The sequence below is a fragment of the Kribbella catacumbae DSM 19601 genome, from assembly GCF_000372465.1.
Lineage (GTDB): Bacteria > Actinomycetota > Actinomycetes > Propionibacteriales > Kribbellaceae > Kribbella > Kribbella catacumbae.
This window is the reverse complement of sequence record NZ_AQUZ01000086.1, coordinates 1-16910: the sequence shown is the minus strand read 5'-3', so window position 1 is coordinate 16910 and position 16910 is coordinate 1. Positions and strand designations below refer to the sequence as shown.

The following is a 16910-nucleotide window of genomic DNA, read 5'->3' as shown; positions in this document are numbered from 1 at the left end:
GAGTACGGAGAGGCACCAGAGGAGAGGAACACATGAGCAAGCTGACCATCGATCAACTGCGCGAGAGAGTGCACGGGGTGGTCGTCACCGCCGACGATTCGTCCTACGACGAAGCGCGCAGTGTGCACAACGCGATGATCGACAAGCGGCCGAAAGCGGTGGTGCAGTGCGCCAATGCGGGCGATGTGATCGCCACCGTGGACTTCGCTCGCGAGAACGGGCTCGATCTCGCCGTCCGCGGCGGCAAGCACAGCGTGCCCGGGTTCGGGACGACCGACGGCGGGGTGGTCGCCGACCTGTCGTCGATGCGAGGCGTCCGGGTCGATCCGGTACGACGTACGGCTCGAGTCGAAGGCGGGGCGACCTGGGGCGACTTCAACGCCGCGACGTATCCCTTCGGCCTGGCGACGACCGGCGGCATCGTCTCCACCACCGGAGTGGGTGGCCTGACGCTGGGAGGCGGTATCGGCTACCTGGCCCGAGGGCTCGGGCTGTCCTGCGACAATCTGATCTCGGCGGACGTCGTCACCGCCGACGGCAGCCTGCGAGTCGCCAGCGAGGACGAGAACCCGGATCTGTTCTGGGCTTTGCGAGGTGGCGGCGGCAACTTCGGGGCGGTCACCTCGTTCGAGTTCAAGCTCAGCCCGGTGAAGGACATCTACGGCGGGCCGATGCTGTTCGAGGCGGACCGGGCCGATGATGTCCTGCGGGCGTTCGCCGAGTACATGAAGGATGCACCGGAGCAACTCGGCGCGTTCCCGGCCTTCCAGTTGGCCCCGCCCCTGCCCTTCATCCCGGCGGACCGGCACGGCGATCCGTTCATTCTGATCGTCGCGTGCTGGGCCGGCCCGCTGGAGGAGGGCCCACAGGCGCTGAAACCGTTCCGCGACGCGGCGCCCGTGGTGGCCGAGGCCGTCGGACCGATGCCGTACCCAGCGCTCAACAGTGCTTTCGACGGGCTCGTCGGACCCGGGCTGCAGCACTACTGGAAGGCCAACTTCGTCGAGAACCTCACCGACGACGCGATCGCGGCGCACGTGGCACACGGGCCGAAGCTGCCTGCGCTCAACTCGACGATGCACATCTACCCGATCAACGGGGCGTGCCACCGGGTGGCGCCGGAGGACACCGCTTTCGCGTACCGGAATGCGTCGTTCGCGACGGTGATCGCCGGCATGTGGCCGGATCCGGCCGACAACGACAAGGCGATCAAGTGGGTGCGGGACTACTACCAGGCGACCGCGCCGCACTCGGAGGACGGCGGGTACGTCAACTTCATGTCCGACGACGACAAGGACCGGGTCCGGGTGAACTACAAGGGCAACTATGAGCGCCTGGTCCGAGCGAAGCGCGCCTTTGATCCGGACAACTTGTTCCATCTCAACCAGAACATCAAGCCGTAACTCGCCATACCGCTGCCGGTTGGTCTTACGGGCCGGCAGCGGTGTTATGGCACCATCGTCGCCATGGGCCGGAGAATCCTCGAACGTGAGCACGAGTTGGCGCAGCTGTCTGCTGCGGCTCGTGCGGCGGCTGCGGGGGATGGTTCTGTCGTGCTCTTGTCCGGCGAGGCGGGAATCGGTAAGTCGAGTGTTGTGCAGGCGATCCGCAGCCGCCTGCCGGCCGAAGGGCGCATGCTGCTGGGGCATTGCGACGACCTTGCTACTGCGCGGGTTCTGGGTCCCTTCCGCGATCTCATCGGAAGTGTCGGGCCAGACCTCACGGCTGCGCTCACCGACGGCGTGGATCGCGACATGATTCTGGCCGCCGTCCGGTCGGAGCTGGACTGGACCGGCCATCCGACGGTGCTGGCCATCGAGGATGTTCAGTGGGCGGACGATGCGACCCTTGACGTGTTGCGTTATCTGATCCGCCGGATGGCGAACCTGCCTGCCCTGCTCTTGTTGACGTACCGCGATGACGAGTTGCATCGTGAGCATCCGATGACCCAGTTGCTGGGCGTCGCGGCCGTCTCGGAGCGAGTCCACCGGATGCCTCTTCGGCGGCTCTCGTCGACGGCGGTCAGTGAGCTGAGCGCCGGCCGGGATGTCGACGCGGAGGAGATCTTCGCGGTCACCGGGGGCAACCCGTTCTTCGTCAATGAGGTGCTGGCAACACAGGACGGCGCAGGGGTTCCCCGCACGGTAGTTGACGCAGTACTCGCTCGGCTGCGTGGCCTTGACCGTGCCACCCAGGATGCAGTGGAGCAGCTCAGCGTGGTGCCGTCGGCGATCGATCGGTGGCTACTGGACGCCCTCCTGCCGGGAAGCCTGAGTGCGTTGGTCAGTGCGGAGGAGCGTGGCCTGCTGACCGTCGCGGCGAACCGCGTCGTCTTCCGCCACGAACTCACCCGCCGTGCCATCGCTGATGCCCTTCCGCTGGTACGACGGGCCGAACTCAATCAGCGGGTGCTCGCAGCACTCGTTGAACATGAAGGTGCTGACACCTCCCAGATCGTCCACCACGCCACCGAGGCCGGCGACCCGGACGCGATCACGCGGTTCGCCCCGTTGGCCGCCCGTGCCGCCACGGAAGGGCGGGCGCATCGCGAGGCCGCCGCTCACTACCGGCTGGTGCTGGAACAACGCGAGTCGTTCCCACTACCGGAACAGGCAGATCTGCACGAGCGGTCGGCGATCGAGTGCTACCTCACCGGTGACATGGCGAGTGCTGTTGCGGATCAGCGGCAGGCGGTGGCCATTCGCCGTACCCTCGGCGACCCCGTGGAACTCGGCGCGTGTCTGCCCCGGCTGTCGCGATATCTCTGGCTCGCCGGTGATCGTGCAGGCGCGGATGCAACGGCAGAAGAGGCAGTCGCGGTGCTTGCCCGGACCGACGCTCGGCGACTGCTCGCGATGGCACACAGCGGCGTTTCGTACCTACACATGCTCGCAGATCGCGGCCCTGAGGCCGTCGAAGCAGCCGAGCGGGCCATCCTGCTGGCGCGGGAGACTGGTGACACAGCCGTACTCAGCCACGCCCTGACCAACCAGGGAGCGGCGAAATGGCAGATCCGTGACCCTGGTGCCCGGGCTACCTCGCTCGAAAGCATCAGCGTCGCCCTGGCCGCCGATGAGACAGAGCATGCGCTTCGCGCCTATACGAACTTCGTCGACACCCTGCTCAATGACTACAGCCTCAAAGAGGCTTCGACGTATCTCTCAGAGGCCATCGAGCTCGCCGAGCAGTCCGAGCAGCTGATCTTCGTAAACTACTTCCAGGTCCTGCAAGCGATGGTCATCGCCGCGGCAGGCCGCTGGGACGAAGCAATCCGCACTGTTGAGCGAGGGCTTGAGCCGGCCGGACCGCTCAGAAGCGACGGGCTGGCTGTGATCGGGCGGGCGATGGTCCGCTCCGGACAGGACGCCACGACAGTACTGGATGAGGCATCACTGCTCACTGCCCAGCAGGACGAGCCGCAGCGAACTGTCGTCGTCGCAGCGGTGCTGTGTGAGGCGGCTTGGTTGCGGGGTGACCTCAAGACTGTTCACCGGATCGCGCGACCCATGTACGACGAGATCTGCCGCCGGCGTAGTCGGCGGCTGTCAGGCGAGTTCGCCTACTGGCTGGCTAAAGTGGGTGACCCGGTCACGCCGCTCCACCCGGATGATCCCTACGCGTTGCAGGCTGTCGGCCGTTGGCAGGAAGCAGCCGAGATCTGGAGAGAGGCCGGCTACCCGTACGAGCACGCTGCCGCTCTGGCCGAGAGCCCTGAGACGTCGGACCAGCTGGAGGCGCTGGCGCAGCTGGACGCGATCGATGCGCGACCGCTGGCCCGCCTGGTCCGGGCCAGGCTTCGCGCCGCGGGCGTCACCAGCATCCCTCGCGGACCTCTGGCGGAGAGCCGGCAGAACGAAGCCGGCCTGACCCGGCGTCAGTTCGAGGTACTGCGGCTGGTCGCCGATGGGCTCTCGGACAACGAGATCGCCGAACGCCTCGTCATCTCGGTCCGGACGGCCAGCAACCACGTCGCCGCGATCCTGGACAAGCTCCGCGTCAACAAACGCCAGGATGCGGCGGCTCGCGCCCAGCAGTTCTTCGAGCCGCCGCCCTCCTCCTGACCGAACTTCTGCTGCTACGAGTCCTCGACCGGACGGCCGTAGGTGATTGCCTCCACCAGCTCTCGTGGCGCCTTCGCCGCGAGCTCGGCGTCGGGCTGGGCGCCGAGCGCGTTGTTGACGGTCGCGTACGCGATCCGGGCCGCCACGAACGCGGTGATCGCGAAGATCTGCGGATCGGTCAACCCGGCATCCCGCAACTGCTGAACGTCAGCGGCGCTGGTGCCGTTGGGGTCGCGGGCCACCTTCCGCGCCCACTCGGCCATCGCTCGTTCGGTGTCGGACAGCGGGCCGTCATCGCCCAGGACCACGCTGACGGCAGTGGCCACGTCGGTCGCGGCGGCCAGTTTGGATCCCCAGCTCAGCGTGCAGTACGAGTCGTGGGACGCCGACGTACAGGCAGCGATGAGAATGCCACGCTCGCGGTAGCTGAACCGGTGCGGCGCATTGATCACCCGCAGCAGATCGAACAGCGCGACGAGGGCGCTGGGCTGATGTGCCCACAGCCTTGTGACGTTCATGATGAAGCCGGGTTCGGTCAGGTCGTCGTCAAGAAACTGCCGCCGCTCCTCCGTTGGCTCCGGCTCGGCAAGAAACCCTGCGCCGCTCATTTCGCCTCCTGCACGGGCTTGGTCGCGAGATAGCCGACCAGTGGCAGCAGCGCGCGCAAGGGCAGGCCGCTGCGAAGCTGTTCACGAGCCTGCTGCTCCGCCGACTCAATGAAGGCTGCCTCGCCGACGTGCTGGATCGCCTCGTACGCCGGTCCGGTGGACGCCAGCGCCCGCGCATACGTCTCGGGATCGGCGAACTCCCATGCCATCCGGATATCGATGCGCTGGATGTCGGTGAACCCCACTCGTGCCAACAGGTCTTCCCCGGAGCCTGGCCGCCCGAGCTGCATCGCAGCCTGGTTGTCGACCTTCTCCTGAGCTGCAAGCCGAAACGGCGCCATCGCCCAGGCACCGGGCGCCTTCTTGAGATGTCCCCAGGCAGTGAGTCCCAGGCGGCCTCCCGGAGTCAGCACGCGATACGCCTCGGCCAGCGCCGTCGGCGTGGTCGCCCAGATCCCCGGAAGCTGGTCACCACGTCGAAACTGGCGTCGCCCCACGGCAACGCGTTCATGTCCCCGACCTTCAGATCGGCCTCCGGGCTGCGATCCCGGGCAACCGCGATGAGCCGATGTGACGCATCGATACCCGCGCAACGCGCGCCCTGAAGTGTCGCAAGCTCGACCGCCAAACCCGACGCACAGGCGACATCGAGCAGCCGGACACCCTCCCCAACACCCAGCCAGTGCTGGATGACGCTGTATTCGCGGCAATTGTTGGGCTCACTCAGCGTGGCGAAGTCGACAGCCCTACGCCCCCAGCCCTCGTCAACGATCTCCCAATCCACAGCCATCTGTGCAACCTCCCTTGAAGTAGTTACTTTCAAGGGAATTTGTACGACGGGTGGCGACTACCGATCCTGAGCAACCGCTACTCAGATGTCCGGCCGGATTGCTCAGATCGCGGTCACTGACCGATTGTCCAATCAAGCTTCGGGCGGCGGTCAGGGAGCCTCGTCTTACCGATACCCGCTTCACCTGACACATGGATTACACACCCGTGGCCATTTGCGGCCTTACGCGCAGCCTGGGCAATCTCGGCGGGTTCTCGCTCCCGTTCGAGTACCGGCCCGTCCATCCGACTACCACCGGTGCAGATGCGGGCGAAGGTCTGCGAAGCTGTCGTCCAGGAAGTAGGGGACAACAGCTCGCCCGGGTGGGCTGATTCGATCCAGAGCCGCCAGCTCGTCGGCAGACAGCTCCAGTGTGACTGCGCCGAGTTGATCCGTGAGCTGGTCGGAATCTCGGGCACCGATGACGACGCTGCTCACCGCAGGCTGTGCAAGAAGCCAGGCCAGGCAGAGCTGAGCCGGAGTACATCCACGGTCCTTGGCGATCCTGACAACACCATCGACCACGTCGTCCGCTGCCGTTGTGAAGTGCTTGCTCGCCCAGTCGGAATCCTTGTCATCGGCGAATCGCGTCTGCTGTGGAGCGGACGGGTCCCTGTACTTCCCGGTGAGCACGCCGCCTGCGAGTGGGGACCATACGGTGATCCCGAGTCCGTAGGTCTGGGCCATCGGCAGGAGTTCGCGTTCGACGCGGCGATCCAGCAACGAGTACGCCGTCTGCTCCACCACCGTGCGAGCCAGCTGGTGTTCCTTCGATGCCCAGAGGGATTCCATCAGCTGCCATGCGGCGAACCCACTGGTCCCGACGTAGCGGATCTTGCCGGTACTGACGAGATCGTCAAGGGCGCGGAGGGTTTCATCAATGGGCACCAGCGTGGTCGGGCGATGCACGTAGTACACGTCAAGGTGATCCACGCCGAGACGACGCAGCGACAGCTCGACCTGCTGGATGATGTGCCGGCGGGAACTCCCCTCATCGTTAGGGTCATCGCCGACCCGCGCATGGAACTTGCTCGCCAGCACCAGCCGATCCCGTCGCCCGTTGCGGCGCAATGCCTCGCCGAGCGCTTGCTCGCTCTCCCCCATGCCATACACATTCGCCGTATCCAGACAGTTGACGCCGCTGTCGAGTGCCTGGTCTACCAGGTTGGCAGCCTCGTCCGACGATGTCGTCGTTCCGAAGAGCATGCTGCCCAGCGTCACAGCACTGACCTGTACGCCGGTACGGCCCAGCGGGCGGTACTTCATCATCGCTTCTCCAAGATCATCACGTACTACCGCCGGGCCGGTCCTGTGCTCTCACGCACAATCAGGCGGACAGGCAGCACTTCGTGGGACGGTGACCGGCTGCGCTCCGGTCGCTCGATTTGTTCCATCAACAAGCGCGCTGCAAGAGCGCCCTTGTCCTGGTAGGGCTGCTGAATGGTTGTAAGGAAAGGACGTGCCTGGGGCGCGTCGTCGAATCCGATGACGGAGATATCCGTGGGCACAATGACCCCAGCCGACTGAAGCGTCTCGACGATGCCCAGTGCGATCTCATCACTGAGACACGCAATCGCAGACGGCGGCAGAGGGAGGGCCAGCAGAAGGCCAGCTGCTCGGCGACCATGCTCGCGGCCGTTGACGGGACACGACACCGTGACCGGAGCTGCGAAGCCTGCCGACTCGACCGCCTGCCGCCAACCAGCCAGGCGTTCGCGAGCTACGAAGCTGCTACTGAGTGCCGAATCCTCGACGATTGCAGACTCACCTGGCCCCGCGGCGACAGTGACGACGGCCAGGCGTTGATGCCCCAAGCCGATGAGGTGCTTGGCTGCTGCCTCCGCCCCAGCCCGGTCTGCGACGTTGACACAATCGGCCCCGGATTCAGGACGCTGGTCGACCAGGACTCGGGGCATGTCACGTTCACGGGCGATCTTCAGGGCAGGCGAATTATCGTCGACCGAGTAGATGATCACGCCGTCCATGACAGCTTGTGCAATCGGGCTCGGAGGTCCGGAGCGCGGGGCGGAGACGATAGTTATCGCGTACCCGGCAAGCTCGGCTTCGGCGGCGATCCCGGCCAGGAACCGTGCAGACACCGGGTCGCTGAAAGCGTAGGTGAGGCTGTCTGTGAACAGCACACCGAGAGTTCGGGTCTTTCCGGTCCGCAGGGATGCCGCGGCAAGGCTCGGGCCGGAGAACCCGACCTCGGCCGCGGCGCTCAGGATGCGGTCGCGAAGGTCTGCCGACAGTTGATCCGGGCGCGAGAAGGCGTTCGAGACCGTGGTGCGGCTGACCCCAAGCTGACGCGCAAGGGTCATCAAGGTAGGTCTGGACAACAGGTACTCCTCCTTCGAAATGAAGGGTACTGTCTTCTTCTTGATCGATCAAGAAGAAGCGAAAGGCTCGATTGATGCACGAGATGAGCAGTGAAGAGATCCGGGCGTTCCTGACGACCTCCCCCCGGACCTTGAAGGTCGCTACGGTCCGAACCGACGGAACCCCACATGTCGCACCTGTCTGGTTCGTCCTCGACGGCGACGACATCGTCTTCAGTACGCCGTCGCGCAGCGTCAAAGCTCGCAACCTCCGGGCGAACCAACGGGTCTGCATCTGCGTGGACGACGAGCAACCACCGTTCGGCTTCATCAGCGCAACCGGCTCCGCGACGTTGCACCTGCGGCCCGACGACCTGGTCCACTGGACCACCCGCATCGCCAGGCGCTACCTCGGCGACCAAGCAGCGCCAGCCGCCGGCAAGCTGTACGCAGAGATCGACGACCTCCTCGTCCGAATCCGCGTCACCGCCATGGTGGCACGAGCCGGAATAGCGGACTGAGTCCGAGCAGACGACCCCGTTCCCACCAGTTGTCCAGCGGGGCGTGGCGTGATTGGTGCCTGGCGCGCCGACCGGCCGCCTGGAAGGATGAGAATGAAGAAGAACAAGCTTCTGCTGATCGGTGGGATGGTGCTCGCGCTGCACCTCGCCGGCACCGCGCTCACCGCACAGGCCGCTCCTGTGCTCCGGGTCTTCGTCGACACGGCGGGTGTGCTCCAGGTGCGGGCTCAGCCTGGCGGCGACAACGAGATCACCGTCGTACCCAGCCCAGGCCAGCTAACCCACGTAATTGTCGGAGACGACGCCTCGACGGTCGTCACCGAGGCTCCGTGCGAGAAGCTCCCGGGTAACCGGGTCGCCTGTCCGCTGTCCAAGATCAAGCAGATCTTTGTGGACACCGACGACGGCAACGACACGATTACACACAACGGTGTTGGCCGACCGGCCCGACTCCTGGCTGGGCGGGGCGACGATCGCGTGTTCGGCAGCCGCGAAAGCGAGACGATCGATCTCGGGCCAGGAAACGACACAGCTCAACCAGGCCGAGGCACCGACCTAGTCTCTGGCGGCGACGGGACCGACCATGTGCTGTACGCCGATCGGCCCGTGAGCATCGTGGTCCAGCTCGACGACCTCAGCAATGACGGTGAGCCCGGCGAGAACGACAACATCATGTCCGACGTCGAGAATCTCACCGGAGGATTCGGAAGCGACGACCTGACGGGCAGCAACCAAGCCAACGTGATCCGCGGATCCGGTGGCGACGACCGGATCGTCGGCCTGGACGGCGACGACATCCTGATCGGCGATGCCGGAGCCGATCGCACCGACGGCGGCAACGGACTGGATCGGTGCGACGCCGAATCCGTCATCAACTGCCCCTGACCTCCTGAACCGCGCGCCGGCCTCCGTTACCCATGGCGGTGGCCGGCGCGCCTTGTCGAGGCCACGGTTCAGGATCTTTCTGCCGGCTTTGAACCGTTGCCAGCCGTAGGCCGTGTCTTGGGCATGGTCAGAACACCGAACCGGTCGGTCCTCGAGCGGGAGCAGGAGCTTGCCGTTATCGCTGAGGCAGTTCGTGACGCTGCTGCGGGCAAGGGCTGCGTCTTGCTGGTCTCCGGCGAGGCCGGGATCGGCAAGTCGACGCTGGTCGGGGCTGCACGGAACCAGATACCGGCCGACGGACGCGTCCTGGTAGGTCAATGCGATGACCTGACAACTCCGCGGGCTCTCGGACCGTTCCGCGACCTCGACGGCGACGTCGGCTGTGAATTGGCTGCGGCTGTGCGAGGGGGTGCGGATCGAGATCGCCTCCTGACTGCTCTGCGGTCGGAGCTGAATCGGGACGGTCGCCCGACTCTGCTTGCGGTCGAGGATGTCCACTGGGCTGATGAAGCAATGCTCGACGTACTGCAATACCTGGTCCGTCGGATCGCGGCTCTGCCGGCCGCACTGCTCCTGACCTACTGCGATGATCTGGCGGCCGACCATCCAGTACGCCGATTGCTCGCAACTGCATCCGAAAATGTCTGCACCCGGCATCTGCCCTTGCGGCGGCTGACGCTTGAATCCGTACGGCAGCTCAGCATCGGCACTTCATCGAATGCCGACGAGGTGTTCGCGGTGACAGCAGGCAATCCGTTCCTCGTCAGCGAGGTACTGGCCTCCGGCGCGACAGACGTCGTACCGGGCAAGGTGATTGATGCCGTGCAAAGTCGAATCCGGAACCTGCCCCTCGGCACCCTCGCTGCGGTCGAGCAGCTCGCCGTCCTACCGTGCGCCATCGACCGCTGGCTGGCCGAGGAGCTTACCGACGGCGATCTAACGGAGCTGGCCGAGGCCGAGGAGCGAGGTCTGATGGCAGTGACTGATGAACATGTGTCGTTTCGGCACGAGTTGACCCGCCGGGCAATCGCCGACCGGCTACCGGCGTCACGCCGGCTCGGGCTCAACGAGCGAGCACTCATCGCCTTGGTCCGAAGCGACGGCGCTGATGTGGCTCAGATCGCCTACCACGCCTCCGAGGCCGGGGACCAGTCCGCAACCATCAGGTACGGCACCGCCGCGGCACGAGATGCTGCGGCTGATGGCGCCCACCGCGAGGCCGTCCGTCACTACCGCCTGGTGCTCGAACACGCCGACATGATCCCGCCGGTCGATCGTGCTGGGCTCCTCGAGGAGTACGCAATCGAGTCCTACACGATCGATGCAGGAGCTGCCACTGTGGTAGCGCAGCAGCAAGCGATTGACCTCCGTCGGACTCTCAAAGACGATGCTGCTGTCGGTGCCGGTCTGCGCTGGCTGTCCCGGATGCACTGGCAGAGCGGAGACCGAAGGGCAGCCGAGGCGGCAGCCCTGGAAGCAGTGGCTGTCCTCGAGCCGCTGGGCGACTCGAGACTGCTCGCCCTCGCCTACAGCCACCAGGCGCAACTGGCTACCGTCGCTCATCGCTGGGCTGCCGCATTACCGGCCGCTGAACGTGCAGTTGCTCTAGCCCACACCAGCGGCGACAAAGCAACCTTGTCGTTCGCCCTCAACAACCTGGGCGAGTGCAGGTTGGGACTCGGCGACGCTGGCGGACTGGAGTTGATGGAGACCAGCCTGCAATTGGCTCTCGATGCAGGCGAGACCGATGCTGCGTGCCGCGCCTACGACAACATCGCGGCCAGGTTGATCGAGAGGCTCCGGATTGATGATGCTGAGCAGTACGTCGTGCCTGGCGTGAAGCTCGCAGAACACGCCCAAGCGACTGGCTGGCTGAACGCTCTGCAGGTCCATCGGGCGAAGATCGAACTCAATCGCGGTACATGGGACGGTGCCGTCCAAGCTGCGGAGAGCATTGTGAGGGCTAAGTCGTGCCCGAATCGATGCACGGCACTAGGTGTTATGGGTCGAGTGGGGACCAGACGCGGCGACAGCAAGGCCACCGAACTCGTCAGCTCGGCCGCTACGATCAGCCGCCAGATTGGCGATCTACGGCACCTGGGGTGGGTGGCCGCAGTAGCCGCTGAGGCCGCCTGGTTGAAGGGGGAACGTGCTGCCGTAGCCGATCTCGTAGGCGATCTCTTCAACGATGCCTATCGCGAGGAGCTCTGGACCATCTGGCCGGAACTTGGATACTGGCTGACAAGGTCTGGTCATCCGGTCGAGATGAGTAAGACCGGTGGACCGTACCAACTGCTTGCTGCAGGCAACTGGCGAGAGGCGGCTGAGATTTGGGAGGCCGCTGGTTGTCGCTACGAAGCCGCGATGGCCCGGTCGGAGAGCGGGAGTCCCGAGCAACTACTCGCGGCCGTCGAGGAACTGGATGCCCTGGGCGCCAAACCACTCGCCAGAATCACCCGTCAACGCCTGCGTGGGCTCGGCATCTGCCAGGGGTCGGCCCGGACTCCACAACAGAACCCTGCGGGCCTCACTGCGCGTCAGTTCGAGGTCATGCAGCTGCTCGTCGAGGGGCTGACCAACACCGAAATCGCATCCCGGCTGGCGATCTCAGTACGTACGGCCGACAACCACGTGGCCGCAGTACTCGACAAACTCGCCGTTCACAACCGCGCTGACGCCGTACGAAGCGCCACCCAATTCCTCGGCCAGTGAAAGATCGTGGGCTGTGCCGGACATTAAGCAATGTGGAGTCTGTGACACTAGCGCGGCAGCGGCGGTTCGAGGCGATCGCCGCCGAGGTAGCTGAGCCGGTACTCCGCTACGCGTTGCGGCGCGCGGAAGCCCACACAGCTGACGATGTGCTCGCTGAGACGTTACTGGTGGCCTGGCGCAGGCTGGAGGAGATCCCAGCGGACGGCGCACTGCCGTGGTGCTATGCGGTAGCTCGAAACTGCCTGGCCAACCTCGCCAGGTCCGCCAGACGACAGCAGAACCTGGTAGAGCGACTGGTGCTCCTCGCCCCACCGGTGGAGGTAGCGGAGGTCGCCGACGCGCCTGATCCACGACTACACCGAGCTCTGATGAAGCTGCGGGATCAGGACCGCGAACTACTGCGACTGTCGGCCTGGGAGGACCTGACGCCGCACGAGATCGCGATCGTCCTAGGACTCAAGGCCAGCACCGTCAGCGTCCGACTACATCGCGCGCGGCAGCGGTTGGCAACGCTCCTGAAGCATCCGTGCAAGATCGGCTCGCCATCCGGACAGGAACAAGTATGCAAGGAGGTACGCGATGACCGATGAGTCCGACAGCGGCGTTGAGAGTCGGCTGCGTGCCGCCGATCCTGTCCCTGCCGACCGTCCGGTGCTACCAGACGCCCGGCTCCACGAACTCCTGGAGACCGTCATGAACACCACGAGCAACTCGACACCCAACAATCGACACCGCCCGGTTCGTACCGCTTGGCTGACTGCCGCGGCCGTACTGGTGGTCATCGTGGCACCGGCCAGCGTCTACCTTCTGGCAGGTCGGGGAACCGACGATGCGCAGGCCAATACTCCCTCGCAACCGGCGACTGCGCAGTCCACCCCAACGCCGGCCAAGACAACCATGAAGCTTGCTCCCCCGGCCGCCGATGCCCAGCAGTCCTGCCCTGTCTTCTCAGTGGACGTCCTGAAAGTCATGCCAACCGCGTTCTCCGGCACTGTGGCGAAGGTTGGCGGCGGCGTGGTCACCCTCGACGTCGATCACTGGTACCGCGGCGGAAACGCCGACCAAGTACTCCTCTCCACACCGGACCCCAGCGCAACTGTGGCACTGCGAGGCGGAGCTGTCTCGTTCGCCCTCGGCGACCGCTATCTCATCTCGGCCGCAGGCGGAGTGGTCAACGACTGCGACCTCTCGGGCACCTGGTCGACGAGCCTCGAATTGGCGTTCAAACAGGCTTTCAGCGGCTAGCTGCTATGCCTCGGCAGGTTGCCGCCGGTGTGACGGCCGGCGCAACTCGCACTCCTACCCGACTTCCCACAATCTGCCCACAGCCTGGCCAGCGACCCAGCCGACGATGGCCTCAGATCAGTTGCCTGGAGCAACCGCTTGAGCTGGGAGCGAGGGTAGAATGAGCGTCGTGATCGAAAAGGACCATTGGCCGGCCGGATTGATCGCACGGCCGATCGAGCCGATCGATGTCCAGGCGTGGTCAGATCTCATGATCGCCAAGAATCGGGCCGACCAGGACAGCGGACTCCAGACTGTTGACGACCTGCTCGAGGAGCTCGGGGATCCCGTGCGGGATGTCACCCGGGACACTGTCGGACTGTGGTCCGGCGACCTGATGGTGGGGTACTGCATGCTCCGCGCAGGCAGCCAGTTCGTGAACGGACTCGATGTGCATGCCTTGAGCTCTGTCCATCCGCTCTGGCGGCGACGCGGTCTCGGCACGGCAATTGTGGACTGGATGATCCAGCGCAGCACCGAAATGCACGAGGCGCTGCACACAGAGACACCTGGCAAGCTCAACACCAATGCGCTCACGAGCAGTCTCGGTGCTGAGGCCTTGCTCATGGGCTTCGGGTTCAAGACTGATGACCACTACCTCGAGATGGAATGTCCTCTCGACACCACTCCCTGCCAGACACCCCTTCCGGGCCGGGCGCGGATCGTCCCCTTCCAGCCCGAGCACGACGAAGCCGTACGGCTTCTGCACAACGAGGCCTTCCGTGACCACCGAGACTCGCTGCCCACGAGCGCCGAGAACTGGCGGCTCTGGGTCACCGGATCCAGAGCCTTCGTCGGATCCGCGTCGAGCCTGGTGTTCGTAGGCGACCAACTCATCGCCTACGCGTTGAGCTACGACCACTCAACGGACGACGAGTCCGGGACGAAGGAGATCCACATCGGTCAAGTCGGGACCGCCCGGCCATACCGTGGCCGCGGCTTTGCGACAGCCGCAGTCTCCTGGGCGATGGCCGAGGCACAACGCGCCGGCTTCCAACGCGCCTCCCTGTCCGTCGACTCCGAAAGCCCCACCGGAGCAGTCGGCCTCTACGAACGTCTCGGCTTCCAAACCAAACGCATCTCAGCCGGCTACCAGCGTCCGATCCCCTAGTAGATGGCTCGCGTAGCCCCCACCCGTTGTCTGAGGAGACCTGATGGCCAGGCGAATCGACAACTACGCCGACCCCGATGCACATCATCCTCACACCAGGAACGGCGAGGCGCGCCAGGAGTTCTCGATCGTCGTACGGCTCGCGCCATTGGAGGGCCTCTGCGTCAGCAGTTCATGGCGGGGAACTTGTATCCCTGGGACTTTAGGGTTCGGAGGACACGGTCGAGCGCGGCGACAGTCTGGCCGCGATCCCCGCCGCCGTCGTGGAGCAGCACCACACTGCCGCGATGTGTGAAGTGCAGGATGTTGTCGGCGATTGCCGCCGCGCCTGGCCGTTTCCAGTCCTGGGGGTCCACGTCCCAGAGGATCTGGGTCATTCCAGCCGCCCTGATTTCTGACCGCACCTTGCGGTTCGTGGCGCCGAAAGGCGGCCGGAAACATCTCGACTTCGGTCCGTCGGAGATCTCACGACGTCGCTTCTCGGCTGGAAGCACGGTCAGCTGGCGATGCGAGACCGAGTGGTTGCCGATCGTGTGGCCCGCGGCGAGCACTTGATCACGCACGCCGGGGTATGTCAGGGCCATATCGCCACGCTGGAAGAACGTTGCCTTCGCCCCGTACTTCGCGAGTACCTGGAGGATCTTCGGCGTCCAGTACGGGTCCGGCCCGTCGTCAAAGGTGAGGAACACGACCTTGGCGTTGTGAGCCGCGGCAGCCAGCGGGTTGTTGGACGACGGTATCGGATGGGCTTCCCCCTTGCTGCTAGTGGCCGTCGGGCTGGGCAACAGAATCGACGGAGTAGCAGGAGGCTGGCTCTTGATCGCGATCGGCGTACCGGGGTTGGTCCGTGAGTCCGGATATTCGCCGCTGATCACCATCAGCGAGCCGATGGCAATGGCTGCGAAAGTGGTGATGACCGCGACTGCGATCGCAGGACGGACATGCGTCATGAGAACTCCTTGCAGGGGCGGCTCTCCAGAGATGCACTGCTAAGTGGACGCCGTAGTCCCTTGTCTGGTTGACATTCACTGCAAATTGATCGCCTACTTTGTGACTGATAGGTGCCTGAGGCAATGAAAATGCCACTCTCGCCGAGGGCGGAGCGTGACTTGAGTGACTGGCTACTACCCCGCCAGGGCCGGGTCCCGGAGGCGGTGGGATCGGGATGCAGCCCTGGGCCTCCGAAACGGCCGGCGTCGCGGACATCCAACCGTCAAGAACGCCAAGCCAAGCAACTGCACAGAACAACGCGGGCGCCATCCCGACGAGCCAAGCAAACCGACTGACGTGGCGTATTGAATCCTCCTTTCAGGGACGAACTGTCGCAAGCTGTACACGCGTACTCAGCAAGCCGTCACCTGGCCGCGATCTCAGGGGCAGCCGGTATGGTTCTCGGTTTGACAGGTGTCGGTGCCGGTGCCGCCGTCGGCCGTGTCGGTCCCCGAGTCGCCGATCAGCAGGTCGTCGCCGGTGCCGCCGTGCAGGGTGTCGTTGCCGGCGCCGCCGAGCAGCCTGTTGTTCGCGGAGTTGCCGACCAGAAGATCGTTCCCATCGCCACCGGTGATGTTCTCCACGTCGGAACGCACGTCGTCGTTCTCCCCGACCTGGCCGTCGTTGGCCTGGTCGTCGAGCCGGATCGTCCGGGCGACAGGCCCGCTGGAGGAATCCGCGTAGGACACAGTGTCGACCCCCGAGCCACCTGCGAACGAGTCCGGCCCGTCGTACCGCGACGGCGAGAAGGGACCGTCCTGGATCGTGTCGTCACCGCCGCGCCCCTCGATCACGTCGGAACCGAATTCACCGGTGAAGTGGTTGTTCGCGTCGCTGCCGGTCAGGGTGTCGTGGCCCAGGCTGCCGGCGAGATTCTCCACGTCCGAACCGATGTTGTTGGTCCGGTCGCCGGGCATCCCGTCGTTGGCCACGTCGTCCAGCGAGATGCGGACACCCTCCGCGCCGAAGTCGCCCTGGCCGCCCGAGCCACGATCGATCCCCGGTCCACCGATCACGGTGCCGCCGCCGCTGACGGTGGCGAAATCGTCGCCCGCGCCCAGATCGATCAGCGAGTCTCTGGCCGTGGAGCGTGCGGAGTCGTTGCCCGGCCCCAGCCGCAGGGTTGCCGGCAGGCCACCCGCATCAGCGCTGTCATTGCCGTCGCCGGAATCGATCAGCAACCGGGTGGTCCCATCAACAGGGCACGACACCCTGTTCGGGTTGAAGGTGTCGGCCGCCTTCCGGCACGGGTAGACCGGCACGATCGGATTCGCGTGGTCGTTCACGAACGCGACACCGGAGTACACAAGAACGGAGAACCCGTTGTGCTGGCCCGGGGCCGCCACGACCGACAAGACCCCCTGGTCGATCCGGACCTGAGTCGAGGTCGCGGCCTGCGCCGCCGCGCCGGAGACCGCCACCTGCGCCACCCCCAGCACAACCGCACAACCCCACACCCTGCGCCGACGCCAACCGTTCATCGCCCCACTCCACCCTTCAGCGGCGATCACAGCCGGTATGGCCCGGTTCGCCGATGCCTTGGCGTGAAGTGTCACTCAAGCCACTGGGAAAACACTGGGCGACCGTCCGC

General features: G+C 65.3%; 15 protein-coding genes. 8 read left to right on the top strand and 7 right to left on the bottom strand.

The window, feature by feature from the left end; translation table 11 throughout:
• Positions 1-32 precede the first annotated feature (32 nt).
• Positions 33-1403, top strand: a complete 1371-nt coding sequence (locus A3ES_RS0143100; RefSeq protein ID WP_020393058.1) for an FAD-binding oxidoreductase — start codon at positions 33-35, stop codon at positions 1401-1403.
• Between the two features lie 63 nt (positions 1404-1466).
• On the top strand, positions 1467-4061 hold the full coding sequence (locus A3ES_RS0143095) for an ATP-binding protein (protein ID WP_040457043.1): 2595 nt from the start codon (positions 1467-1469) through the stop codon (positions 4059-4061).
• A 14-nt stretch (positions 4062-4075) separates the two neighbouring features.
• Here A3ES_RS0143095 and A3ES_RS0143090 read toward each other — a convergent pair whose 3' ends face one another.
• From A3ES_RS0143090 to A3ES_RS0143070, 5 genes are all read right to left on the bottom strand, one after another.
• On the bottom strand, positions 4076-4669 hold the full coding sequence (locus A3ES_RS0143090) for a carboxymuconolactone decarboxylase family protein (protein ID WP_020393056.1): 594 nt from the start codon (positions 4667-4669) through the stop codon (positions 4076-4078).
• Positions 4666-5082 (bottom strand): hypothetical protein, encoded by a 417-nt coding sequence (locus tag A3ES_RS52000; RefSeq protein WP_020393055.1) that lies wholly within the window; start codon positions 5080-5082, stop codon positions 4666-4668. Before A3ES_RS52000 ends, A3ES_RS0143090 begins: the two co-directional genes overlap by 4 nt.
• Positions 5076-5459, bottom strand: coding sequence for a class I SAM-dependent methyltransferase (locus A3ES_RS50420; RefSeq protein ID WP_026163741.1), 384 nt, complete (start codon positions 5457-5459; stop codon positions 5076-5078). Before A3ES_RS50420 ends, A3ES_RS52000 begins: the two co-directional genes overlap by 7 nt.
• A gap of 288 nt (positions 5460-5747) precedes the next feature.
• On the bottom strand, positions 5748-6767 hold the full coding sequence (locus tag A3ES_RS0143075) for an aldo/keto reductase (protein ID WP_020393054.1): 1020 nt from the start codon (positions 6765-6767) through the stop codon (positions 5748-5750).
• A 23-nt stretch (positions 6768-6790) separates the two neighbouring features.
• Positions 6791-7819: a LacI family DNA-binding transcriptional regulator gene (locus A3ES_RS0143070; RefSeq protein ID WP_020393053.1), complete on the bottom strand. Its 1029-nt coding sequence runs from the start codon at positions 7817-7819 to the stop codon at positions 6791-6793.
• A gap of 101 nt (positions 7820-7920) precedes the next feature.
• Between A3ES_RS0143070 and A3ES_RS0143065 the strand changes: the two genes are divergently transcribed.
• The 6 genes from A3ES_RS0143065 to A3ES_RS0143040 all read left to right on the top strand — a co-directional run bounded on the left by A3ES_RS0143065 (position 7921) and on the right by A3ES_RS0143040 (position 14329).
• Positions 7921-8337 carry a PPOX class F420-dependent oxidoreductase gene (locus A3ES_RS0143065; protein ID WP_026163739.1) on the top strand — a complete coding sequence of 139 codons (417 nt, stop codon included), beginning with the start codon at positions 7921-7923 and terminating at the stop codon, positions 8335-8337.
• 93 nt (positions 8338-8430) lie between these two features.
• Positions 8431-9222 carry a calcium-binding protein gene (locus tag A3ES_RS0143060; protein WP_020393051.1) on the top strand — a complete coding sequence of 264 codons (792 nt, stop codon included), beginning with the start codon at positions 8431-8433 and terminating at the stop codon, positions 9220-9222.
• Positions 9223-9345: 123 nt separating this feature from the next.
• Complete coding sequence (locus A3ES_RS0143055; protein WP_020393050.1) at positions 9346-11934, top strand: ATP-binding protein; 2589 nt, start codon at positions 9346-9348, stop codon at positions 11932-11934.
• A gap of 41 nt (positions 11935-11975) precedes the next feature.
• Positions 11976-12524, top strand: a complete 549-nt coding sequence (locus tag A3ES_RS0143050; protein ID WP_020393049.1) for an RNA polymerase sigma factor — start codon at positions 11976-11978, stop codon at positions 12522-12524.
• Entirely contained in the window at positions 12514-13179 is a 666-nt protein-coding gene (locus tag A3ES_RS0143045) for a hypothetical protein (RefSeq protein WP_020393048.1), read from the top strand. Before A3ES_RS0143050 ends, A3ES_RS0143045 begins: the two co-directional genes overlap by 11 nt.
• A gap of 169 nt (positions 13180-13348) precedes the next feature.
• Positions 13349-14329 carry a GNAT family N-acetyltransferase gene (locus A3ES_RS0143040; protein WP_026163736.1) on the top strand — a complete coding sequence of 327 codons (981 nt, stop codon included), beginning with the start codon at positions 13349-13351 and terminating at the stop codon, positions 14327-14329.
• Between the two features lie 164 nt (positions 14330-14493).
• On the opposite strand, the gene A3ES_RS50415 is transcribed toward A3ES_RS0143040, so the two are convergent.
• Together A3ES_RS50415 and A3ES_RS56560 are read right to left on the bottom strand one after the other, a co-directional pair.
• Entirely contained in the window at positions 14494-15279 is a 786-nt protein-coding gene (locus A3ES_RS50415; protein WP_020393046.1) for a polysaccharide deacetylase family protein, read from the bottom strand.
• A gap of 420 nt (positions 15280-15699) precedes the next feature.
• Positions 15700-16800 carry a calcium-binding protein gene (locus A3ES_RS56560; protein ID WP_157631059.1) on the bottom strand — a complete coding sequence of 367 codons (1101 nt, stop codon included), beginning with the start codon at positions 16798-16800 and terminating at the stop codon, positions 15700-15702.
• Between the last annotated feature and the right edge of the window lie 110 nt (positions 16801-16910).